A 23,324-nucleotide genomic window follows, 5' to 3' on the forward strand; every position below is an offset into this window, starting at 1 on the left:
CTTAACTCCCCCGATAGGTACTGTACCCCCCAGGTGAGATCAACAATGGTACATGATAATGGGATGCGGGTTCAGAAATGCCAAATCGAATCGGAACACAATCGAAAAATGAAGGATTTCCGATTTGCTTCCCACAATTTCGGAAATAATCTCCAACATAAAAACGAAGTTCATAGATTCCTATTTTCATGGATGCCCCATCTAAGAGCGGCTGATTAACCCGTCCATCCTCATTTGTGCGGCATGTCAGTATAAATTGAAACAGGTCATCTGAATCTACTTGCCATAACTCCACTAACACTCCACTTGCAGGCTTACCAATACTTAAGTCCAAGACGTGAGTGGTTAACTTTCCTGTCATTTCGGTGATTCCCCTGTATGTTCTAAATCGTCACGTGTCATCGAGAAACATTGAAACCCATATGGAGGGCGCGGTTCGGTAAATACCTTTCCTTCTTGCGAGGCAGGAATCTCGTCTAAAACGGTTTCCCAGGTTCTGTTATTGGATTCAAAGCGAACCTCCACCAACTGTGGAAATCGCTCTAATATGCGAAGGCCAATACGATAGATAAGATTTTGGATGGAAGGAGAATTCTCTTCATGAAAAACGGTATAAGCAATATCCCTTATTTGCTCTGCTGCGACATACCCATCATTCGTACCGCCCTTAGCATCCTCGAAATCGTTATAACGCCACCCTATATTTAAAAAGATAAAGAGCGGGCGGTCATAGGATTCCGGCAGTGTGGTATATTCATCCCGTACAAACCCGTAAAAGGAACTTCCTCGCACCTTTAGCAGTTTAAGCCCCTTCAAACTACAGAGATGATCAGATGTGAGGATCTCTTCCTCAGAGCGTTTCACTTCAACTGAAGCCATGGATTGTTCATTTAATGAATAACGAAACACGAATGGACTTGCTTCAAAGCCATTGTTCGTTGGCACTGGAAGTTCATCAAATGGGATTTGTTCACTAGAAATATCAACAGCACTCATATGGGAATATGTTTCAAGGAAACGACGGGCGACAAATTCTAAGAATCCTTCTTGGGTTGAACCTTTATAATCACCAGCATGTTTTAGAATAAAATTTTTCATCGAATCGGTAGCCACTATTAATCTATTATCTCCATCTTTAAATGACGATAGGAAGGCATCCCCTTCAACCGCAACCTTTACATTCATTCCAAAAAGAATATTACTGCGCCCTTTGAAGGTTGATTCAGGAATCGACCGAACTCCCGTAAGCGGTACTGCATAAGTGCGATAAACCCAAACATCTGCTTTTCCATAGCGCATCGTTCTTTGCATACCATCATCCCCCTTTATAAATAGTTAGGTTGTCTCATTAGCTTGCCAAAGGGACAACTTCTTAGATAACATCATTTAAGCGAAACCCGGCAATTTTATAGACCTCATTTAAGGCTGTCTGGAATTCTAGTTCATAGGTATTACCAACACGCTGTTGCATCGCAGCCAGGATAGTCGCTTTGGTTTGACCCTTAACCGCCATGATAAAAGGAAAGCCAAATTGCTCGACATACTTTTGATTCAGTGATAGAAACTCCTTATGCTCATCCTTTGATAGCCGGTCAAGACCTGCTCCCGCTTGCTCTTTTTCGGAAACCTCCGATATTTTTAATCTGGTTCCAAGATCCGGATGGGCTCGGAGCAGTGCCAATTGCAAAGCTTCCTCTGCATTTTTTACAACTGTAACCATTGTTTGTAAAAGTTCCTCGCGAGAATTTAACGGCAGACTTTCCCATACCAGCGAGCCCACCCATGGGGAATGCTCAAACACCCATCCTACTTTCTTCACAAACTCTTCTTTGTTCAATTGATTTAATTTCTCTATCGTAAGCTGCAGGCTACTTCACCCTCTCTTTCTTTTATCCTAGACACGGATCGTTGAACCGAGCGAATAATCCCGCCATATCCTGTACAGCGACAGAGATTTCCTCTGCTTTTTCAGCACTCGTGCCCACACCCTTTCAGACATTCATAATCTTCTTTCGTATCCACATCAAAAAAGTCCCATTCACTTTCATAGTCCACTAGTTTTCCAGTCATTGGGGTCTTATTGAACAACTGTCGTGCCCCTTCGTCCCCCTTGAGTTTTAGTAACTCAGGAACCATCTTTGGTGAAAAAATAATGGGCGGCCTTGGAATCCCCTGAAAACTTGCAGCCAGAAACGGAATATCGATATGTTGCTGGATACCCTTTAGGTATCGGAAAATCAAATCATTGATGATCCTTACTGACAGAAGTGGTTGATCAGCAAGAAGAACCATGATCCCTTTTGGTTCCATTTCGATAGCTGTCGACAAACCACGATTCAAGGAATGTGCCTGCCCTTTATCCGCATCTTGACATATCACCGCTTCCCAATTTTTCCGGAGTGGGATTCGCCAAAGAGTGTCATCAATCCAGTTAAGCCGATCTGCTTCCCTTGTCACCACAATCGTATAGCTTAATTCAGAACTTACCGCCTTTTCTAAGACGGCATTACCAATGGTTTTCTCCCCCAGAGGGAGTGCCAACTTGTTAATCCCCATCCGCTGACTCTTACCCGCCGCAAGATAGACTGCGATGACACCATGGTTATCCTTCACGTGTCATCACCTTTTGCTGCTTTTTATTGCGCTGCTGTTGTATTAATTCAGCGACAATACTGATTGCAATCTCCTCTGGTCCTTCAGCTCCAATCGATAGACCAGCGGGACTGTTAATGTCTGAAATTACAGTCTCCCCCTCAAGAAGCCGTTGTGTCCTTCTTCTGGGACTAAGAACTCCTAAATACCTTAGGTCCTCCCCTTTTATATATTTCAATATTTCCTGATTCTTTTGAAATTGGTGAGTAAGTATTAAGACTGAATCAGCACGGGTTAGTTGAAGCAATGGAATCGTTTCGCTCGGATAACCGACCAGCAATCGGTCAGCATCAGGAAAGTGATCCTCATTGCAAAATGCAGAGCTCCAATCTAAAACAGTCACTGAAAAGCCTGCCAGCGAGGCAATCTTTACCAATGGCACTGCATCAGCACCAGCGCCAAATACAACTAATCTAGGTTTTGGTTCATATGAATGGACATAAACAGTAGAGGATAATTCCGTAACATATTTTATCCCGCTTTTTGGGAAGGATTGATGAATATCGTTTAAGAGACATTTTATCTCCCTTGATACACTGCCATGCCATTTACCAAAATGATGTTTATCATCTGACACAAATAAATAGTCAGAAACAGAAAACTCATTGGTCATTTTTTTTATCATCGTGACTCGTTTCCCATTATCCAAATGGCACTTCAACTTACCTAGATGATCATGAAGAAAGGCGTCGACAGGTTCGAGCAGCACGTGGATGGCCCCGTTACAACCTGCCCCCTGTCCCCATGACAAATCTCCCTCCTCACGCAGATCATAAATAACGGTTTGAACAGTCCCACCATTCCGGGCTTCCTGAACTCGATAGGATAAGTCTGTTTCTAGACAGCCCGCACTTAACATACCAATCTGTGTCCCGTCACTCCGAAACAACATGGTCGTACCCTCTTTTTGATAAGCGGATCCTTCTACATGAATAATCGTAGCGAGGACATCTCCTTCATGATGTGAATCAGAATATAAGGCATTTAAGATTTCATGAATCCCTTCCATCTATGACCCCCTATTCTTTCCTAGTTATATAACTATATATATATGGTAGACCTCCCAAAATACACCCATGTTCTTTTTCAAATTTCTTCTGACTGGGTTGATTTATGTAGAAAGACAAACATGTGTAACAATGTGCCATGTCATCTTTTTTCACCATAATATCTAAAATAGGAACTAGTATCTACACAGGTGTCATATAATCTTACATAGAAAATGAAACGATTGATTTCTTCCTTTTTACAGAAATAGATTAGTCTGTAGGGGACTTCATCCCTTTTTTTAAAAAAGGCAATTTTAAAACTTATTGTTGATTTTGGCACCCTGTTGATTGGAGTGGAAGGCGCGAAGACTCCTGCGGGAGGACGGGGCAGGGGAGACCCCGCAGGAGCGCAGCGACGAGGAGGCTCCCCGGACCGCCCGCGGAAAGCGAAGCGCCTGGAGCGGAAATCAACAGGCAAGTTAAACAGAGTATAAAAAAATGTTGGCAGATAACCTTACAATAATGGAGCATTTGTAAGCATCATGATGAATAATGTATGTTAAGTTACTTCTCTGTCATCAATTTCTGGTCCTCCAGGCTAACTCCAACCGGAAATTCATCACATGTGTAATCAATCCTAATAGACTAATTGAAAAATAGAATGGAGGGGTTATATGTCAGATCCACACTTTATGGATAAAGCAATTGAGCTGGCGCTAAATAATGTTTTGACTAAACAAGGCGGACCCTTTGGAGCGGTCGTAGTCAAGGATGGAAAAATCATTGGTGTTGGCCGGAACCAAGTAACGGGGACCAACGATCCTACTGCACACGCGGAAGTGCAAGCCATTCGAGATGCCTGCCGGAATTTAAACGACTTTCAGCTGATCGACTGTGAAATCTATACCAGCTGTGAACCTTGTCCGATGTGTATCGGCGCGATTTACTGGGCTCGCCCCAAGGCTGTTTATTATGCCTGCACTAAACAAGATGCGGCAAAGATCGGCTTCGATGATCAATTTATATATGACCAACTATCCCTACCTGTTGAATATCGAAAAATACCGATGATAAAAATTTTTCCGACTGATGGTGACTTGCCGTTTAGAACATGGGAGATTGCACAGGATAAAGTGGAATATTAATCTGACAGAAGAGGATGTTGTCCTATGGAGGAAAATCAATTAAAGAGGAGAATCTCTGTAGCCTCTAAACGAAAGCCAGCAGATACTGTTATTAAAAATGGCAAAATTATCGATGTCTTTTCTGGCGAAATTGTTGCAGGAGACATTGCAATCGTTGATGGATACATTGCAGGGATCGGAGAATATGAGGGGAAAAAGACGATTGATGCGAAGGGTCAATATATTTCCCCCGCTTTCATCGATGGTCATGTTCACATTGAATCCTCGATGGTCACACCAAAGGAATTTGCAAGGGTTCTTCTGCCGCACGGGGTGACCACGGTTATTGCCGACCCTCATGAAATTGCCAACGTATTAGGAACGGATGGAATACAATACATGCTTGATTCCTCGGAAAATCTACCGTTTGACTTTTTCTTTATGCTTCCTTCATGTGTTCCAGCGACCGAATTTGAAAATTCTGGTGCAACCCTCACTGCCGATGACCTCAAACCGTTTTATCAACAGCCACGTGTGTTAGGGCTAGCTGAAGTCATGAATTTTCCAGCAGTCTTACAAGCTGAACCTGACATGCTTGAAAAAATCTTAACAGCCCAACAAGCCGGCAAAAAAATTGACGGCCATGCTGCAGGGTTATCACCGAATGATATCAATGTTTATATGGCGGCTGGGATTCGCACCGATCATGAAAGCACAACAGCTTCAGAGGCAAAAGAGCGTCTCAGAAGAGGAATGTATGTAATGATTCGCGAAGGGACGGTTGCAAAGGATTTACAACAATTGATTCCAATCGTCAATGAGCGCAATGCCAGAAGATGCTTATTTGTTACCGACGATAAACATTTAGATGACTTGATTCATGACGGCAGCATTGATCACAACGTGAGACTTGCCATTGCCTCAGGTCTCTCTACAATTACCGCCATTCAAATGGCAACTATCAATGCAGCAGAATGCTTTGGGCTCGAAGGTAAGGGGGCGATTGCACCCGGATACAAAGCAGATATTTTCCTGTTTGATGACATTAAAAAACTGACTATTACCAAAGTTTTTAAAGATGGAAAGGTGGTTATCGAAAATGGTCAACTTACAATGGAGTTATCCAACCAAACTTTCGTTGAAACCGAGCGATTAAGAAATTCTGTTCGTTTCCATGAACTAACAGAAAATCATTTTCACATTCCTTTAAAAACTAACAACGCAAATATCATTGAAATTATTCCCAATAGTCTGGTGACCCGACATATAATTGAAAAGGTTGACACGAATGAAAGTGGATTCTTTCAAACTTCGATTATTAATGACCAATTAAAGTTGGCCGTCATTGAACGCCATCACCTGAAAAATCAAATTGGTTTAGGAATTGTGAAAGGTTTAGGTCTAAAATCAGGTGCAATTGCAACCACCATTGCCCATGATTCCCATAACCTTATTATTGCTGGTGCTACGGATGATGATATGGTCACTGCCGCACAAGCGATGACGGAGATGCAAGGTGGTCTAGTTGTAGTCAATCATGGAGAAGTGATTGCTTCCTTGGAGCTGTCCATTGCAGGGTTAATGTCGGAGCGGCCGTTTCAAGAGGTTTATGCAAGTCTTAATGAGATCAATCAAGCACTTAGCAATTTAGGAGCAAATAATCTCTTTAACCCGTTTTTAACCTTATCTTTCCTTGCTCTTCCGGTCATACCCGAACTGAAACTAACAGATAAAGGGTTGTTTCAGGTTAGTAAATTTAAACATATCAGTCTTGAAGCATATTAATAACAAAACATCCTCTCGCCAATTCGGTCGTGAGGATGTTTTGTTATATTTCCACTATAAGGCGACAGAATCTTGATTTTCCACTTTCTTATTATAATATCTATTAAGAAAATGGCCATTTAACGAGGCAAGGGTTTGTTGAAACAGCATGCCGATAACCACTGGCACCGCGACTGCAGCAGGAAAGTAGGAAATGGCGATCACTGCTCCTGCACTGATATTTCTCATTCCACCCGTGAAAGTCAGTGAAATGACGTTATCGCGTCCACCATTAAATAATTTCCCAATTAAAAACGAAAACAAGTATCCAGTCAATGCAATCATAAAGACAGTCATAGTAATACTTACTAATTTAAGATTAATATTCTGTAAGTATGGTGCCACAACTGCTCCATTTAGCATGACAACAAATCCCATACCAATTTTCGAAAAAGGAGCAAGTCGTGTTCCTAATTGATCTTTAATTTTCCCCTTTGTTGCTTGGTTTAAAAACATACCAATCAGCGAAGGGAGGACGACCATTTCCAATAGACCTTTCATAATATTGAAAAAGTCCATTTCAATTCTTTCACCCATAAAAAACGATATCGAGTAGGGAACGATAATAGGTGAAAGCAAAGTATCTATTAAGATAATCGATAAGACCAACGGGATATTTCCTTTGTATATGGCTACCCATATGAAGCTTGTGACCCCTGTTGGTATCACCATTCCTAAAACAAGCCCGGTAATCGTATAAATATCACCAGAAAAAACGATATGTCCAACACTCCAAGCCCAAATCGGCATAAGAATATGGAGGATTAACATCGCGATAAAAATAGGAAAAGGATGTACGATTGCCTCTTTTAACGAATGGAAATTGGAACTTAAACTCCCTGAGAAGGTCATAAATGCAAAAATCCATGGCACTAAATAAGAAAATTCCTTGAGATAAATACTGAAAATTACTCCTGTCAATACCCCAACCGGTGTAATTAATGGCATGATTCTTTCAAGTTGTTTATTTAACTTTTCCAGCATGTTAAGGATCTCCCTATTCGTCTCGCAGCGAACTTAAATATGCCTTCCAAGCAGTAAGTCCTCCCTCTAGAACCTTCACATTATAATGATGCGCATCCAGAATCTGTGCACATTTCGTTGCCGAATTCCCTGTAGTACAGGTTACAATCATTTCTTGGTCTTTCGGTAAGGCTAGTTGTTTCGATTCTGCTAACCCCTCAAGTTCAAAAATATTTGTCTTCGGAATGTTAAGACTTTCTTCTATATGAAATTGATTGTATTTCTCTTTATCCCGAACATCTAGAAGGACTGTTTTTTCTTCAGCTTGCAGTCTTTCGTGAAGTTCTTTCGGGGTTATTTTTTTTAATGTCATTGCATCCACCTCCATAACCAAGGATACCACAGTTTCTTTTATTTTTAATTCATGCAATCTAAAAATCTTTCGAAAAACGAAAAATATACATGTCAAATGCCCTCTGAAGATGTATAATAATGGCAATCTATTTTTATGAAGCAGAAAGAAGTGACGCAGTTGGCAAAAGTTCAAAAATATCAGATATACATGCTATTAGTGTTTGTAATGGTGACGTGGGGACTAAATGTCATAGCAACTAAAATCATCGTTACACACTTTATGCCGATAACGATTACAGCCCTAAGGGTTTTCACAGCGGGCATTTGTGTTTTTATTATTCTTGGCTTTTTAAAGAAAGTAAGGCTTCCAACTAGAAATGAGTTTCGCTATATTTTTTTCGCATGCTTTTTTAATGTCGTTTGTCACCATTTCTTTTTATCGCTTGGGTTATTAAAAACGTCTGCCTCAAATGGAGGCCTTATTTTAGGACTTGGTCCATTGCTAACGACGATTGTCGCCTTTTTATTTATAGGGACTAAGGTAACTTTCATTCGTTTATTGGGTATCATTATGGGGTTAACGGGGGTTACCTTTATTGTTGTCGAAGGAAATGGCGGGATGAATGCAGTCTCTATAGGTGACCTATATGTTTTCCTTGCAATTTTTGCACAAGCATTTAGTTTCATTTTAATAAAAAAGGTCTCACATACAATGGACCCGCGCCTGATGACAGGTTATATGCTAGTAATCGGTTCCATCATTTTATTTATTATTAGCCCATTTAAAGAACCGGGTGGATTGAAGGAAATTGTCCACGGCTCTGTTGGTGTTTGGGCAATTTTCCTTGCATCAGCAATTATTGCTACTGCTTTAGGACATATGATTTACAATTATGCAATAGGCAAAATAGGCGTAGCAGAATCAGCTATTTTTATCAACCTAAATCCTCTCTTCTCACTTATCGGGGCTGTTGTTTTTCTAGAAGAACGTATTACGGCATCGCAAATTATTGGTTTTATCTTCATACTCATTGGTGTTTTATTTGGGTCAGGTGCGTTTGAGGAATCCTTGCTCAGGTCCAAGCAAAAAAAGAAACTATTATATTTGAAGAAGGCAAAAGACTTCCATTAAAGTGACTGCAGTTTGAGTCACTTTTTTTGTCCCTAAAAAACTCGATCCCAAATACGCCTCAAGTCTTAGAGATAAATAAATCTCTGGCTCATTGAGGAAAGTGGAAGGTTTTCTTATTCTTAACTAAGATGTAAGAATAGGGGGAGAAAAAAATGAAAAGAATTGTCATTCTGTTATTGGTCATCACTGGATTATATATTATTTACAATCAGACTTATCCCTTCGATTGGTTTAGTAAATCAGGGAGTAAAAATGCACAAGAAACAATGACAAACGATATTGACCGGATTGAAGTGGATGTTTCTAGTGTTAGTACCACAATTATTCCAGAAGACCGGAAAAATATTAAAGCAGTCTATAACGGCAAAGAGAAGCTAACGGTTAGGAATCATGGGGACACCATCGAGGTCTCTATCAAGCGTAAGGGGTTTGGTTGGTTTGACTGGTCCCCATTCTCAGAAAAGAAGAAAATGAAAATCTATATTCCGGAAGATTTTCACCGCAACATGAGCATCAGTTTGGGTTCGGGGAACGTAATTTTTTCAGGTACCTCCAAAAATAATCCAGCAAAACTAAACAAATTAACTCTTGATATTGGTTCAGGCAACATGAACCTCAAAAACATGATCGTAAACGATTTTAAACAAACTGTAGCGTCAGGGAATGTTGAGATTCATTCCTTAAAGACAGAAACCGGCTCATTTGATGTAAGTTCTGGCAGTTTGGATGTCACAGAATATACTGGTGCCATTCAAGCAGAGGTGTCCTCTGGGGAGGTAAATTTTCAAGTTGATCAATTGACAGACTCGATTGATATGGAAGTGAGTTCAGGAGATGTGGGGCTAGACCTGCCTAACAATGCTGATTTCAGCCTAGATGGAGATGTATCTAGCGGGGAGATAACGTGTGATTTTCCATTGACTTCAAAAAACATGAAGAAAAAAAGCATCGAAGGGGTCCATGGCTCTGGTAAATACAAAATAGACCTTGATGTGTCCAGTGGGGATATTTATATCCATTAAGAACAAAAAGCGCATGGATTTTCTAATCCATGCATTTTTTGTGTAGACTTTCATGGAACCATCGTCGGAAAAATATCATATCCTATTCTGGCCTGCGTTTTAAATTTGGAAGGAGAGTAACCATGTATTACTACCCATATCAATATCCAATCTATACTCCATTACCTGCTTACCCGCCTCAGTTCGTGCTTCAGTCGTATCCAAGGAGTTATCCACCCGTAGATGTAAAAATATTTGAAGACTCAGTCAAATCGTTTCGATTTTTGATGGATCAAGGCCGTATTTTGCTTGATCGTTTAGGGAATATAGAATTCGCTAAAAAAGTGATGAGTTCAGCCCAACAAGGAAAAAAAGCCGATGTAGATCAGTTAATCAAGACGATTGGATTAAAAGTACCTGTGGTCACAAATTTTACGCCTTCAGGAGTCAACTTTGAGCTTATCTCCCAAACCAACCCTCAACATCCAGAAGGCTGCTGTACCTTAAAAGTAGCCATGAAATGGGGAAATTGATGTTAGATCGAGACCACCTAACAATCCCCCGAATAAACGAAAGTGGTACTCTAATCAAACGGGGATACCACTCCTCTTTTCATTTCTAGATAAAAGATATACATCCATCTGTTCAGCAGAAATTGGTTTGCTAAATAAATACCCCTGACCAATTTTACATTCATTTTCCTTTAAAAAATGAAGTTGTTCATCTGTTTCGATTCCCTCTGCAATAACAGCAAAGTTTAAATTCAAACCCATATCAATAATCGTTTTCACCATGATCCCCTGATTCGAATGGTAGATGATATCATCGACAAATGATTTATCAATCTTAATCTTATCAATAGGAAGATGCTTTAAATAAATCTACTAGTTCGGTAAGGACGATCAAACTAGAGATGAGCATCCATTTATATACATAGGTTGTTATATGGGTCCTCAATTTGATTTCTCTCTTTTTCTATGTCATTTTTTCTTTGCTATTATACTAAGAAAAAAGTATTATCTTTAAAATATCAAAAAAAGATTTACTTAACAATCTAGTGTTTACGACTTCGAAAGCGATTCCAGTAATTATTTTACAGTAACCGACTGGCAATAAAAAAGACGATTCTGCTTTGGAATCGTCTTTTCTCATTTTTGATTAACTTTTGTACTATATTTTATCGTTAAAGCTAATATCGTTACCGCTAAGATAAAGGTTATCGAGTTTGCAATAATTATAGGTATATCTTTCACAAAAAACCCATACACCAGCCATAACAAAACTCCACTTGTGAACATGCTGTACATGCCTAAGGAAATTCCATCCGTGTTTTTATCTTTGATGGTTTTAATCGCCTGTGGAAGAAAAGAAACGGTTGTTAGAATAGCAGCTATATATCCGATAACAGATATGAAATCCATTATATTTCACCTCTCATTCTAAAACCAAAGCCATTTTTGAAGCAAAAAAAGGGCAAGCAGCCCTTTATGTTTACAATAGCATATAAACCCCTGTTTCATACGGTTTTAAGGTGAAATTTTTCTGTAATGTCTTTGAAGCAACGTCAATTTTGAAGGATGAGTTCAGAAGTAGCCTTAGATATACTTCCCAGAACCCTACACCCACCACATTTGCGAGACGGATTCCTCAATTAAAACCGATTTCAAGTTGGTTACCGCTCGTTTGAATCCCTCATCAATTGACATAATTGGATCCTCATGTTCGATGCTGACCACATAATCATAGCCATAGGTTCGTAATACACTCATCATATCAGACCACTCTTTTAGGCTATGCCCGCAACCGACAGACCGGAAAGACCAAGCCCTCGTTTTCACTTCCCCGTAAGGCTGCATATCCGTTAATCCATACATATTCACATTTTCCTGATCAATGTAAGTGTCTTTCGCATGAAAATGATGAATGGCATTTTCTTTGGCGAGAATTTTGATTGCCGCAACAGGGTCAATGCCTTGCCACCATAAATGGCTTGGGTCTAAATTAGCACCAATCGCATCACACGTTTCCTCGCGCAGTTTTAAAAGTGTATAGGGAGTGTGTACTAAAAAACCACCGTGGAGTTCGAGCCCGATCTTCACATTATGATCCTTAGCAAATTGACCTACTTCTTTCCAATACGGAATCAATTTTTCTTCCCATTGCCACTTTAAGACATCGCCATATTCATTCGGCCAAGGGGTAACCGGCCAGTTCGGATATTTAGCTCCTTCGTGATCCCCCGCTGTACCTGAAAAACAATTTACAACCGGCACTTTGAGTAGAGATGCAAGTTGAATTGTTTTTAAGAGTGTTTCATGAGAGTTTTTCGCAAATTCCTTCTCTGGTGAAATCGGGTTTCCATGGCAGCTGAAGGCGCTGATGATTAGTCCGCGTTCCTCTACTTTTTGGATATACTGTTGGCGTGCTTCACCACTTTCTAATAACGTGTCTAAGTCACAGTGGTGGTTACCAGGGTAACAGCCGGTTCCAATTTCCACTGCATGGAGTCCTGCTTCCTTTACTGTATCCAGCATTTCTTCGAATGTTTTTTCCGCAAATAAGACAGTAAATACACCTAATTTCATATTTGAGTTCCCCCACTCTTATATATTTGATCGATAATTTGAGAAACTTGAAGTGCCTCTTCAGGCTTAACGATCAATTCACTTGTTCCAAGACAGGTTTCAATAAAATTTCGCGCCTGAAGCAGGCCTGGATCAACTTCAGCTTGAATCCAGGCTGCCTCACTGTTAAACAGAATGCCATTTTTTGTTGTATAGAGTTCTAAAGGAAATACACTTAAACCACCATCTACTCCTGAAATGCTCAGGTGCTCGTTGTCGTCTTTTATATTGGCCGCCCATGAGGTTTCGAATAGCATAGACGCTCCATTTTCAAATTTCATGTAAGCTGTCACATGATCATCCACATTAAAAGTTTCATGATCAAATGATCCCCATTGGTTCACTTGGTTGGGCATTTTACTTAGCGTGTTATAAGTGGTGCCTGACACCGCAATATGGTTTGGATTTCCTATCAGCCAAAGAGCTAAATCGAGAAGGTGACAACCATAATCAATCAGGCTGCCGCCGCCTTGGAGGTCTTTATTGGTAAAAACGCCCCAGCCCGGTACCTTTCGGCGTCTTAAGGCCTTGACCCTCACAACAAGCGGAGTGCCTACCTCTTGCATTACCTTCTTAGCCGCCTGCGATTCCTTCATGAAACGATAATGATAGGCAATAGCCAACACTTTATCTGCTTTTTTAGACGATGCAATCATCTTCTCGCATTCTTCTGCGCTGAGAGCCATCGGTTTCTCACATAGAACATGAACTCCTGCTTCGAATGCGGCAAGCGTAATCTCCGCATGAAATTTATTGGGTGTACAAATGCAAACAGCATCCACTTCTGAAAAGAGGTCTCGATAGTCCTCAAATACGTGAGGGATGTTATATTTTTCGGCAATTTCCTTCGCTCGTTCGATATTGACATCACTTACAGCTGTTAATTCACAAACTGCATTTAATTGAAGAAAAGCAGGGATATGACGGCCTTGTGCAATACCGCCAACCCCTATGATTCCAATTCGAAGTTTTGTCATAGCTCATTCACTTTGACAATTTTTTTAGTTTCATTTGATTCTAGTGCCGCTAATATAACCTCTAGTGACTTCATACCTTCCTCACCAGGTACCGGCGGTTCTTGATCCTGAAGAACGGAATCAACAAACTTCTCGATGACATGTGTATTATTTTGACCGCCTTCATCATTGGACTGGATTTTTCCCAGCTCATAATTCACGACTTCACCGTTCGCATATTGTACAACTAGTGAATAGGTTGGGTTATCCTCTAAACGGAGGATCGCTTTTTCTCCATAAATAATCGTGGAATTATCTTCCTTGCCTTTATAGGACCAACTGGCAGCAAGGGTTCCAATCATGCCGCTTTCAGTTTTTAACACACAAACTGCGTTATCATCAACATCAGCAAACTCCTTAGAACTAGTTTCTACAAAGGCACCCACTTCGACAATTTCCTCCCCTAACACATAGCGAAGTAAATCTGTCTTGTGAACCCCTAGGTCCCCCATAGCACCAACAAATGCTTTTTCTTTTTGGAAAAACCAACTATCTTTTCCATCTACACTCCATCCCTCGGGACCGCCATGTCCGAAGGCTGTGCGGAAACTATAAATCTTACCGATTTCTCCGCTTGCAATCAACTGACGGGCTCTTTGATGGGAAGGGACAAAACGCTGATTATGGGCAATCATTAACTTTTTACCGCTCTCTTTTGCTGCAGCAATCATCGCTTCTGCTTCCTGTTTAGAAGTAGCCATCGGTTTTTCACAAAGAACATGCAAGTTTGCATTTAACGCAGCAATTGAGATTGGGGCATGAAGATAATTCGGTGTACAAACACTGACTGCATCAACCGTGCCGCTGCTTATTAACTCATCAAAACTGGTGTAAGCAGCGAGTTCATATTTCTCAGCAATTTCTTTAACCCGTTCTTCATCAATATCACAAACAGCCACTATTTCGACATTTCTATTGGCTTGATATTCAGGTATATGTCGATGCTGAGCTATACTGCCGCAGCCGATTATGCCAACTCTTAACTTTTCCATTATTGATGTCCCCCTTTGATTTGTTCTAGTGGTTTCGCATTCCCATAGACTGGACGTTCCCGTTTGACAGGTGCTGCCCATTTGACAGCATTGATAATGACACGTTGAATCTGTTCGTTATGATAGGTCGGGTACGTTTCATGACCAGGTCTGAAGTAAAATACTTTTCCATTTCCACGCTTGAAGGTACAGCCGCTTCGGAATACTTCGCCGCCTTCAAACCAGCTCGTAAAGATAAGCTCATCCGGCTGTGGGATATCAAAGTGCTCGCCATACATTTCTTCTTTCGTTAATTCAATATATTCAGAGATCCCTTCTGTTATGGGATGACTCGGGCTAACCACCCAAAGACGTTCTTTTTCATCGGCTTCCCGCCACTTTAAATCACAGCTGGTACCCATTAAGGTTTTAAAGATTTTTGAAAAATGACCGGAGTGAAGAACAATTAACCCCATTCCATCGAGAACACGCTGTTGGACTTTTTGAACAATCTCATCTTTTACTTCACCATGTGCAAGGTGTCCCCACCAAACTAGGACATCGGTAGCAGCGAGTACTTCATCTGTTAAGCCATGCTCCGGCTCATCAAGAGTTGCTGTTCCTGTTTCGAAGCCTTCAGCTTGAAGAAATTCAGCGATCGTACCATGGATGCCGTTCGGATAAATATCCCTGACAACCGGATTTTTTTGCTCATGACGGTTTTCGTTCCATATAGTAACTTTCAACATAACAATCTACTCCTTTGATAACGATTACTTTACCTTTATTTTAGAGATTGAGAACATTATTGAAATAGCTTACATTGACAAAAAAGGTGGAAAATATTAAACAAAAAACTATTAAATCTGCAGCGTCTTCAAATAATTCATACTGATTTCTATGCTTTCGAAGGGAGAGCGGCGGCTCATATCCTGCTCAACCACCCACCACTCTACACCGTTTTCTGCTCCTGTTTTTAGCACTGCTTTGATATCAACACCACCAGTTCCAAGCTCCGCAAAAAATTGTTCTCCATCTGTTGTCATGTCTTTCAGGTGAATGAGCGGTGTTCTATTTTTATAACGATTCATCCAATCCACCGGCTTTTCGCCCGCTTTTGTAAGCCAATACACATCCAGCTCCGCCTTCAAATTGTTCGCGTTTGTTCTTTCAAGAATTCCTTCAAGTACGGTCATGCCATTGGACAGGCGCTCTAGTTCAAAATCATGGTTATGATAGCAAAGAGTGATACCTTGCCGGCGGCATGTTTCACCTGCTTGATCCAAAAATGAAATAAGAGCTTTATAATCCTCCTTGCTGCGACGGTCTGGCATTAAGTAAGGGCACACCACATAGCTGCTCCCTACTATTTTCTGGTCTTCAATAACCTGGAAAAGATTGTTTTCCAAATCTTCCAGCGGTATGTGGCTGGCCGCTGCCTGAAGACCGAACTCATCCAATAACACTCTTACTTCTTTTGCAGTCAATCCTCCATATCCCGCAAACTCAACACCGTCGAACCCAAGCTCAGCGACTTTTTTTAAAGTGCCCGCAAAATCCTTGGCACTTTCTTCTCGTAATGTATACATTTGTACAGCTATCGGAATTCTTGCCATCCTACCTCTTCACCCCTAATAACATTTCTTATTTAATTACATGATATATTGTTTATCTAGGAAATAAATATAGATGATATAATTAAAACATCTACAATTTTGCTATTATGTTTTGGAACAGAGGATGATTATGACAACAAAAATATTTTTTTGCGGCTATTCTTATCACGCAAATGGGTATCATTCCCAATATAAATCCGGTTATCCGGCCTATCTATTCCGCCTGCAAACTGAAGGTCTCTGCGAAGTTGTGGTAAAGGGCAGAAAAAATGAGCTTAAGAAAGGAGACCTCCTGTTCATTAAACCAGGGGACCATTATGAACTGCTGGTAAAGGAAGGCCAAAATAGCGGTGACTATCACTTGGGCTGCGAAGGCGCATGGATCGACGAATGGTGGAGCCGATCCGAAAAGCCAGCTGTCTCCCGAATCGACCTTGATGAAAAACTGCTTAATTTATGGCGCCATATTATGATTGAAAAGCGCCGGCCATCATCCAGCCAAAACGAAGAGCTCACCGGATATTTACTGCAAGCATTATGTATATCTCTGGAAAGAGCCGTCAACGAAACGGTCCCTTCTTCCCATCACCCGTATACGGTTACACGGATGATGCGCTATATTGAAGAACATGCCACGCGCGCATTCAAAGTGGAGGATGTGGCTGGGCATGCCGGCCTTAGCGTCTCCAGGTCGGTTCATTTATTCAAAAGCAGCGTCGGGAAAACGATGCTGGAGTATGCGCAGGAAATCCGCATATCTGCGGCAATCGAACGAATGAAATACACGACGATGACGCTTGAGCAGATTGCCGTTGATTGTGGATTCGGAACCTACCCATATTTTCACAAAGTATTTAAAAAGAAGTATGGCCAGGCTCCAGGATCTTATAGGCGTCAAGAATACTAGATTAAGTGATACTCCTAAAACAGCCTATGTAAACAAGTAGTGACTTAAATTCCAAACATTTTTGTAAGCCTTTACCTATTATTCTTTTACTGATCCTGAGGTTAAGCCCGAAACTATCCTCCGTTGGAATATTAAAACCATAATTACGAGAGGAACACTTACAACTACTGTTGCGGCTGCAATTTCACCCCATGGGATGGTAAATTGCCCTTGGAACATCGCTATCCCAATCGGTACTGTCTTAAACTTTTCATCTGTATTGATGGTAAGGGCAAAAAAGAACTCGTTCCATGCTGCAATGAAAACAAGGATAGCGGTTGTAAATATTCCTGGTACTGCAAGCGGCATGATGACCTTCCAAAAAGTTTGCATTAAGGTAGCTCCGTCTATTTTTGCCGCTTCTTCAAGATCTAGCGGTATTTTGCGGAAAAAGGTTACTAATATCCAAATAGACAGTGGCAGCGTGAAGGTTGAATAAGGAATAATCAATCCTAAATAGGAATTGGTAAGTCCAAGGTTCTTTAAAAAGATATAAATAGGTGTAATGGTTGCGATTTGTGGAAACATCGAGACAGATAGTACAATCCCAAGAATAAAAGTTTTTCCTTTAAATTGAAGCCTCGCAATGGCATAAGCAGCAAATGACGCAACTGTAACCGCATACACAGTTGTAATAGTTGAAACCACCGTACTATTCCATAAATATCTTAAAAACGGATGATCAAAGAAAACGGATTTATAATTTTCCATTGTCGGATGTGAGGTGTAGGGAGTAAATGCCTTGTCCCCGAACAATTCAGTAGCCGGTTTTATTGAACTAATTAGCATCCATAAAAATGGAAACATTACAACAAATACAAACACGATGAGAAACACATAAAAGAACGGGCTTGCTTTTTTCTGCATGTTAAAATTCCCCCTAAAAAAATGGTGTACTGTCGAATTCCCTTATCTGTCATTTAGTAAATCTCTGCCCAAAAATTTGATATATATCATTGAAATAATGGCTACGCATATAAATACAATGACAGAGAGGGCAGAACCGTCACCAAAATTAGTTTGAGAAAACATCACCTTATAAGCGAGGATAGAAATGGTTTCAGTAGAGTTAGCAGGCCCACCGCCAGTTAGAACGTAAATTAAGTCAAAAACACGAAAAGCGTCAAGTGTTCTAAATAGAAGTGCAACAAGTATGCTTGACTTTAACAAAGGCAATGTAATTTTCATAAATTGCTTCCATTTACCTGCACCATCAATGGAAGCTGCTTCGTAAAGTGAGTCTGGAATGGTTTGAAGCCCGGCCAATAACAGCAAAGACATGTATGGAGTGGTCTTCCAGACATCAGAAAAGATGACTGAAAACATGGCACCGGTGTCAGTTACTAGAAGTTTTTCCATCTTATCCACGAACCCGATATCTGCGAAAATTTTGGCAACAATGCCATTTTGCCCATCATATAAAAACTTCCACATAAGGGCGGAGACCGCGGTCGGAATGGCCCAAGGAATCAGAATGCTCGCCCTAATAAGCCCGCGTCCAATGAAAGCCTTATTAATCAAAAGGGCAATCGCTAGTCCAAGAACAAGCTCCACAAAGACAGAGATAATCGTAAATGTAGTAGTATTTCCAATCGCCTTCCACATTCTGCTAGATGTTAAATTATCTTTGTAATGTTGCAAACCGATAAAATTAGGCTGAATGAGCGCATCTCCATATCCTGTGACTAAACCAAGGAGTTTCTTTTCTTGAGTGAACTTAACATTGACGGACAATTTCTTCATTTTATTATTAATAATTTCAGAAGTATTTTCATATTCTTTTGCCATTTTTCTATCAATTCTTGCAATGCTAAGCTTAGAGTTCACCTGTTCAAAATTCATTAACTTATCGTTTACGGAATCATATTTTGTGCTGATCTCAGATCTGCTGCGAATCTTCTTATCTAATGATTGCAGCTTGTCTTTTATGGATTGAAGCTCCTCGGTGCCATTCCCACTCTTAATTTCATTATCAATGGTTCCGATTAAAAACGGATAGTTATTCAGATATCGTTCTAGGTCGAGATTATAACTTAAATGGACTTCCGATTTAGTGGGATTGTTTAACTTTAAATCAAACAAACTGAAATAAAAGGATTGCAAGACAGGCCAAATGGCAATGAGGAAGATTAAAATCATAGCAGGTGCCACAAGATAATACCCGGCCGTTTTCTCAGTAAAGAGCTTTTTTCTTTTCTTCTTCGGGGTAATAGAAGTCTTTCTAACCGATGCTTTATAGTCATCTATTTCTACTTTAAGGGCACTATTTTTCACGTTAACCCCTCCTTTTTTAGGGATTTAAACGGATTAGCCCCCAAGGAGAAGGCTAATCCTAGCTTTTAAATATTATTTATTAAGGGCTGCCTTCATTTCTTTTTCCATATTTTGAGCCGCTTGTTCAACGGTTTGTTCCCCTGCAATTGCTTTTGAAATATTAATTTGAATAATCTCTGAAATTTCTGGATAATTCGGAGCGACTGGTCGAGAAACTGCTGCACTTAAACCATCTACGAAACCCTTATCAGCAAAAGTTGGGTTCGCTTTAAGAATCTCTTGATCTTGGTATAGCTTTGTAATTGTTGGAGCATGTCCGCCGTAGATTGCATCAATCTTTTGACCCTCAGCTCCCGCCATGAACTTTAAGAATTCCCAAGCTTCTTTCGGATGCTTGGAATACTTATTGATACCAGCCATCCAACCGCCTAGTGCCGCAGCAGATCCTTTGTCACCTGCTGGAAGTGGTGCTACACCGACTTGGCCAACAATTTTAGATTTTTCTTTATCATTTGCACTTGCATATTCATATGGCCAGTTGCGCAAGAATACGGTTTGTCCTTCAATAAAGGCTTGGTCTGATTCTATTTCTGTAAATGTTGTGACGTTGCCAGGAACTACATCCGACTTGGCAATTTCGACCATTTTCTTCAATCCTTTGATGGCTTCAGGACTATTCACGGCTACGTTACCATCTTTATCGATAAATGCTCCGCCATAGGAGGCGACAAATTCTACAGCGTTACAGACAAGCCCTTCATATTGCTTCGATTGAAAAACATAACCAAATTTCGTGTTACCTTGTCCTTTCTTTGCCTTAGCTTGTGCCAATAGCTCATCCCATGTTTTTGGTATTTCATTTGGTTTAACTAAATCTTTTCGATAGTATAATAGACCAGCATCGACAAATTTAGGAAGGGCCCATTGTTTCCCGTTAAATTGGGCAGCCCCTAAGGCACCCTGGTTATATTCACTTAAGTCAACTCCATCCTGCTGAATGAAACGGTCAAGCGGAAGCACATAGCCAGCCTGGGCAAATTCGGCAGGCCAAATTACATCCATATCAATAACATCAATTTCAGAAGATTTTGCATTAAAAGCGGTTATATAGGCATCATGCTGCTGCCCGGTATCGGAAGGCATTTCACGGAATTCAATATCAATATTTGGATGGGATGCTTCAAATGCTTCTACCATTTTTTCCGTTCCCTTTGTTACATCCTTCCCGCGTGCATAGATAATTTTTACTTTTTGCTCAGTTGCTGTCTTTGTTTTGTCGCCAGCTGGCTTTTCCTTTGTGCTTGTTTGATCGGAACTACAGGCAGCAAGTGCTAAGGATAATGTAGCAAATACGGCTAGAAGTTTTGCTTTTTTCGACTTTTTCAATGTTATTCCCCCTATATTGAAATCGATTTCAATTTTGACATAGTTGAATCTCTAATTACCAAATCATAGGGTAATAGAATCTCTTGGTGGTTGACTTCTTTCTTAAAGGCAATGAAATCAATCATTGCTTCCATTGCTGTCTTTCCAAGTTCTTCGATTGGTTGTCTAATGGTTGTAAGAGCCGGCTCTACCACCCTGGCAATTGGCTGGTCATCAAAACCAATGATGGCGATATCATCAGGAACATTTTTACCTAACGCCTTGGCTGCCATAATCATTCCGGCTGCCACCTGGTCACTCCCTGTAAAAACGGCTGTAGGTGCTTCTTTTAAATTCATAATCGTTCTTAATACCCTTTTACCGTCTTCGATGTCGAATACATTAGAGAAGATCCAGTCCTCTTGAACCGAAATTCCTGTTTCCACAAGTGCTTTCCTGTACCCGGCCTGTCTATCTTTTGCTAAATTACTTTTATCGCCACAGGTACATGCAATTCTTATATGGCCTTGTTCAATCAAATGCCGTGTTCCTATGTAGCTGGCCTCAAATTGATCCATCCGGATGATTGGCACCTTTGTATCTCTTTCATATTCATTGCATAAAACCATGGGGCCAAACGCTGAAAATGGCTCAATTAGTTTCCACTCGTTTTCATAGGAAGTTAAGATGAGACCATCTACTTGCTTTGTTCTTAATAGCTCCAGAAAATCCAGTTCCTTTTGTTTGCTATATCTCGTTTGGCAAATAAGTAACTGAAGATGGTTCTTCGTTGCTACCATATCCATTGCTTCCAGCAAGTAAGCGAAAAATGGATTTGTTAGGACTGGAACTAATATGGCAATAGTATCTGTTTTTTGATTCCTCAGCCTCTGAGCAGTTGTATTTGGAACATACTTTAACGACTCCATTGCTTCTCGAACTAACCTTTTCTTGTCTTCTGTCACATTTGGGTGATTGTTAAGCACCCTTGAGACGGTAGCCCTTGAAAGCCCTGCTCTTTTAGCTACATCGGCAATCGTTGCCAAACAAAATCCCCCCCCTTTCCCTCCTTTATAAAAGTCACCAGTTCTTGTAATCGATTTCAGAAAACGGTTACATTACTACTTTAATAGATTTAAAACATAAATTCAATATTTTTTCAGAAAAATTGAATAATTCAAATAATATTTAGGGACTCTGAATATCTTGGGGGATCAGGAAAATATTCCTCTAAAATAAATTAACCCCCTTGATGTTTGATAGATCAAGAGGGTATTAACCAAGCTTGTGGTGAGCAAGTAGACGGTTAGGGAAAAATTTTATCTGTATAAACTTTTTCCTCTCGTATTTTCCAATCAACTTACAATATTTTCATTTCTTCAAGTACTGTATCTTCATAGGCATGCTTTTCTCCACTAAGTATGTCTTGAACTTTAACCGGCTTGCCTATCGTTGCTGATTCAAGTGCAGCAAACACAACTCCAAGTGCTTCCAGCCCTCGTTCTGCACTTGAAATTGTTGGCTTATTTTCAGCAATGGCTCCCCATAATTCCACATAGGAATGGGCGAAAGGATGTTCCACGATATCTGGTGCATAACGTTCAATTAATTCCGGCAACAGAATTTTTTTTCCATCTGCAAGAGTTACGTGCTGTCCCGGGCGAAGGCACCCCTTACTTCCATAAATCCATGCACCTCCGGTCTTTTCACCATGAGCCGATGTTGCACACATCCAATGTCCGAGTCCGCCGTTGGTATATTTGAAAACTGTAACTGTCGTATCTTCTCCGGTAGGTTTAATGGACACATACCCATTACTTAATTCTTTTTCAAAAATTTCCGTATAGGCAAAAACCTCATCAATCGAACCGTTAATCTCAGTAAAGAAGTGAGTTCGATGAACTCCATGATCATTAATCCAGCCCGCCCCTGCTTGACCTTTCATATGCCGCCATGGAGTACCCGCAAAAAATCCGCGATTCAATGTAACAGTGGCATAATCCAAAATTAAAGAAATTGAACCTAATACACCATCTTTTATTGCCTTCACCATGGCCACATTTTCTGCCCCTAAAACACTTGGTTCAGATAAGGTTAAGACTTTATTAAACTTCTTCGCATCAGCAATTATTTTCCACCCAAAAGACGGTGAAATGGCCAACGGCTTTTGCATTTGTACATGGACCCCTGCAGCAAAGCAATCTTCAGCCACTGTATGATGCAAATCATGATTGATCAGGACGGATACAGCATCTAATCGTTCTTTCTCTACCATTACACGATAATCCGTATAGACTGCAGGGCGTTTCCCTAATCGCTTTGCCACCGCTGAAGCAAACTGGTCGGCTCTTTCATGTTGAATGTCACAAACCGCTGACAATTCAAATGTTTCCAGTCCTTTTCGCTTTAACTCTTCCAATCCTTCCACATGTGCAATCGAAATAACACCACAACCGATAAAGCCTAGTTTCAT

Annotated in this window: 26 protein-coding genes; 7 read left to right on the forward strand and 19 right to left on the reverse strand. The window is 40.5% G+C overall.

Annotated elements, in window-relative coordinates; all coding sequences use genetic code 11:
• Position 1 precedes the first annotated feature (1 nt).
• The 5 genes from uraH to KW850_RS24350 form a co-directional block, all read right to left on the reverse strand.
• The gene (uraH, locus tag KW850_RS24330; protein ID WP_218350345.1) at positions 2-361 is read right to left on the reverse strand and encodes a hydroxyisourate hydrolase; all 360 of its coding nucleotides are present in this window, start codon (positions 359-361) and stop codon (positions 2-4) included.
• Positions 358-1,311, reverse strand: a complete 954-nt coding sequence (pucL, locus tag KW850_RS24335) for a factor-independent urate hydroxylase (protein WP_218350346.1) — start codon at positions 1,309-1,311, stop codon at positions 358-360. Before pucL ends, uraH begins: the two co-directional genes overlap by 4 nt.
• 61 nt (positions 1,312-1,372) lie before the next feature.
• Positions 1,373-1,837 carry a 2-oxo-4-hydroxy-4-carboxy-5-ureidoimidazoline decarboxylase gene (gene uraD, locus KW850_RS24340; RefSeq protein WP_256358423.1) on the reverse strand — a complete coding sequence of 155 codons (465 nt, stop codon included), beginning with the start codon at positions 1,835-1,837 and terminating at the stop codon, positions 1,373-1,375.
• Between the two features lie 131 nt (positions 1,838-1,968).
• Positions 1,969-2,613, reverse strand: coding sequence for an NTP transferase domain-containing protein (locus tag KW850_RS24345; RefSeq protein ID WP_218350347.1), 645 nt, complete (start codon positions 2,611-2,613; stop codon positions 1,969-1,971).
• On the reverse strand, positions 2,603-3,661 hold the full coding sequence (locus KW850_RS24350) for an XdhC family protein (RefSeq protein ID WP_218350348.1): 1,059 nt from the start codon (positions 3,659-3,661) through the stop codon (positions 2,603-2,605). Before KW850_RS24350 ends, KW850_RS24345 begins: the two co-directional genes overlap by 11 nt.
• Positions 3,662-3,994: 333 nt before the next feature.
• On the opposite strand from KW850_RS24350, the gene KW850_RS24355 reads away from it, so the two are divergent.
• From KW850_RS24355 to ade, 3 genes are all read left to right on the forward strand, one after another.
• Positions 3,995-4,135 (forward strand): hypothetical protein, encoded by a 141-nt coding sequence (locus tag KW850_RS24355; RefSeq protein WP_256358424.1) that lies wholly within the window; start codon positions 3,995-3,997, stop codon positions 4,133-4,135.
• A 180-nt stretch (positions 4,136-4,315) separates the two neighbouring features.
• Complete coding sequence (locus KW850_RS24360) at positions 4,316-4,786, forward strand: nucleoside deaminase (protein WP_218350349.1); 471 nt, start codon at positions 4,316-4,318, stop codon at positions 4,784-4,786.
• Positions 4,787-4,810: 24 nt separating this feature from the next.
• Positions 4,811-6,550 (forward strand): adenine deaminase, encoded by a 1,740-nt coding sequence (ade, locus tag KW850_RS24365; protein WP_218350350.1) that lies wholly within the window; start codon positions 4,811-4,813, stop codon positions 6,548-6,550.
• 54 nt (positions 6,551-6,604) lie between these two features.
• Here ade and KW850_RS24370 read toward each other — a convergent pair whose 3' ends face one another.
• Complete coding sequence (locus KW850_RS24370) at positions 6,605-7,573, reverse strand: bile acid:sodium symporter family protein (protein ID WP_218350351.1); 969 nt, start codon at positions 7,571-7,573, stop codon at positions 6,605-6,607.
• A 13-nt stretch (positions 7,574-7,586) separates the two neighbouring features.
• Complete coding sequence (locus tag KW850_RS24375; protein ID WP_218350352.1) at positions 7,587-7,925, reverse strand: rhodanese-like domain-containing protein; 339 nt, start codon at positions 7,923-7,925, stop codon at positions 7,587-7,589.
• Positions 7,926-8,060: 135 nt separating this feature from the next.
• On the opposite strand from KW850_RS24375, the gene KW850_RS24380 reads away from it, so the two are divergent.
• The 3 genes from KW850_RS24380 to KW850_RS24390 all read left to right on the forward strand — a co-directional run bounded on the left by KW850_RS24380 (position 8,061) and on the right by KW850_RS24390 (position 10,572).
• Positions 8,061-9,038 (forward strand): DMT family transporter, encoded by a 978-nt coding sequence (locus KW850_RS24380; protein WP_218350353.1) that lies wholly within the window; start codon positions 8,061-8,063, stop codon positions 9,036-9,038.
• A 152-nt stretch (positions 9,039-9,190) separates the two neighbouring features.
• A complete protein-coding gene (gene liaG / locus KW850_RS24385; protein ID WP_218350354.1) occupies positions 9,191-10,060 on the forward strand; it encodes a LiaG family protein in 870 nt (289 codons plus the stop codon).
• A 122-nt stretch (positions 10,061-10,182) separates the two neighbouring features.
• A complete protein-coding gene (locus KW850_RS24390; RefSeq protein ID WP_218350355.1) occupies positions 10,183-10,572 on the forward strand; it encodes a YuzC family spore coat inner layer protein in 390 nt (129 codons plus the stop codon).
• A gap of 54 nt (positions 10,573-10,626) precedes the next feature.
• Here the strand turns inward: KW850_RS24390 and KW850_RS24395 are convergent, their stop codons facing one another.
• The 7 genes from KW850_RS24395 to KW850_RS24425 all read right to left on the reverse strand — a co-directional run bounded on the left by KW850_RS24395 (position 10,627) and on the right by KW850_RS24425 (position 16,266).
• Positions 10,627-10,920: an EAL domain-containing protein gene (locus KW850_RS24395; protein ID WP_308128846.1), complete on the reverse strand. Its 294-nt coding sequence runs from the start codon at positions 10,918-10,920 to the stop codon at positions 10,627-10,629.
• A 267-nt stretch (positions 10,921-11,187) separates the two neighbouring features.
• Positions 11,188-11,460: a SemiSWEET transporter gene (locus KW850_RS24400; RefSeq protein WP_218350356.1), complete on the reverse strand. Its 273-nt coding sequence runs from the start codon at positions 11,458-11,460 to the stop codon at positions 11,188-11,190.
• Positions 11,461-11,655: 195 nt separating this feature from the next.
• Entirely contained in the window at positions 11,656-12,624 is a 969-nt protein-coding gene (locus KW850_RS24405; RefSeq protein ID WP_218350357.1) for a sugar phosphate isomerase/epimerase family protein, read from the reverse strand.
• Positions 12,621-13,640, reverse strand: coding sequence for a Gfo/Idh/MocA family protein (locus KW850_RS24410; RefSeq protein ID WP_218350358.1), 1,020 nt, complete (start codon positions 13,638-13,640; stop codon positions 12,621-12,623). Before KW850_RS24410 ends, KW850_RS24405 begins: the two co-directional genes overlap by 4 nt.
• A complete protein-coding gene (locus tag KW850_RS24415) occupies positions 13,637-14,671 on the reverse strand; it encodes a Gfo/Idh/MocA family protein (RefSeq protein WP_218350359.1) in 1,035 nt (344 codons plus the stop codon). Before KW850_RS24415 ends, KW850_RS24410 begins: the two co-directional genes overlap by 4 nt.
• Positions 14,671-15,399, reverse strand: coding sequence for a ThuA domain-containing protein (locus tag KW850_RS24420; protein WP_218350360.1), 729 nt, complete (start codon positions 15,397-15,399; stop codon positions 14,671-14,673). The genes KW850_RS24415 and KW850_RS24420 overlap by 1 nt, the downstream gene beginning before the upstream one ends.
• A gap of 111 nt (positions 15,400-15,510) precedes the next feature.
• Positions 15,511-16,266 carry a sugar phosphate isomerase/epimerase family protein gene (locus tag KW850_RS24425; RefSeq protein ID WP_218350361.1) on the reverse strand — a complete coding sequence of 252 codons (756 nt, stop codon included), beginning with the start codon at positions 16,264-16,266 and terminating at the stop codon, positions 15,511-15,513.
• Positions 16,267-16,396: 130 nt separating this feature from the next.
• On the opposite strand from KW850_RS24425, the gene KW850_RS24430 reads away from it, so the two are divergent.
• On the forward strand, positions 16,397-17,173 hold the full coding sequence (locus KW850_RS24430; protein ID WP_218350362.1) for an AraC family transcriptional regulator: 777 nt from the start codon (positions 16,397-16,399) through the stop codon (positions 17,171-17,173).
• Positions 17,174-17,251: 78 nt separating this feature from the next.
• Here KW850_RS24430 and KW850_RS24435 read toward each other — a convergent pair whose 3' ends face one another.
• The 5 genes from KW850_RS24435 to KW850_RS24455 all read right to left on the reverse strand — a co-directional run bounded on the left by KW850_RS24435 (position 17,252) and on the right by KW850_RS24455 (position 23,324).
• Positions 17,252-18,079 carry a carbohydrate ABC transporter permease gene (locus KW850_RS24435; RefSeq protein WP_218350363.1) on the reverse strand — a complete coding sequence of 276 codons (828 nt, stop codon included), beginning with the start codon at positions 18,077-18,079 and terminating at the stop codon, positions 17,252-17,254.
• A gap of 42 nt (positions 18,080-18,121) precedes the next feature.
• Positions 18,122-19,351, reverse strand: a complete 1,230-nt coding sequence (locus KW850_RS24440; RefSeq protein ID WP_218350399.1) for a carbohydrate ABC transporter permease — start codon at positions 19,349-19,351, stop codon at positions 18,122-18,124.
• 207 nt (positions 19,352-19,558) lie between these two features.
• Positions 19,559-20,872, reverse strand: coding sequence for an ABC transporter substrate-binding protein (locus KW850_RS24445; protein WP_256358425.1), 1,314 nt, complete (start codon positions 20,870-20,872; stop codon positions 19,559-19,561).
• 11 nt (positions 20,873-20,883) lie between these two features.
• Positions 20,884-21,897, reverse strand: a complete 1,014-nt coding sequence (locus tag KW850_RS24450; RefSeq protein ID WP_218350364.1) for a LacI family DNA-binding transcriptional regulator — start codon at positions 21,895-21,897, stop codon at positions 20,884-20,886.
• Positions 21,898-22,211: 314 nt separating this feature from the next.
• Positions 22,212-23,324 (reverse strand): Gfo/Idh/MocA family protein, encoded by a 1,113-nt coding sequence (locus KW850_RS24455; RefSeq protein ID WP_218350365.1) that lies wholly within the window; start codon positions 23,322-23,324, stop codon positions 22,212-22,214.

The organism is Bacillus sp. sid0103 (assembly GCF_019219025.1).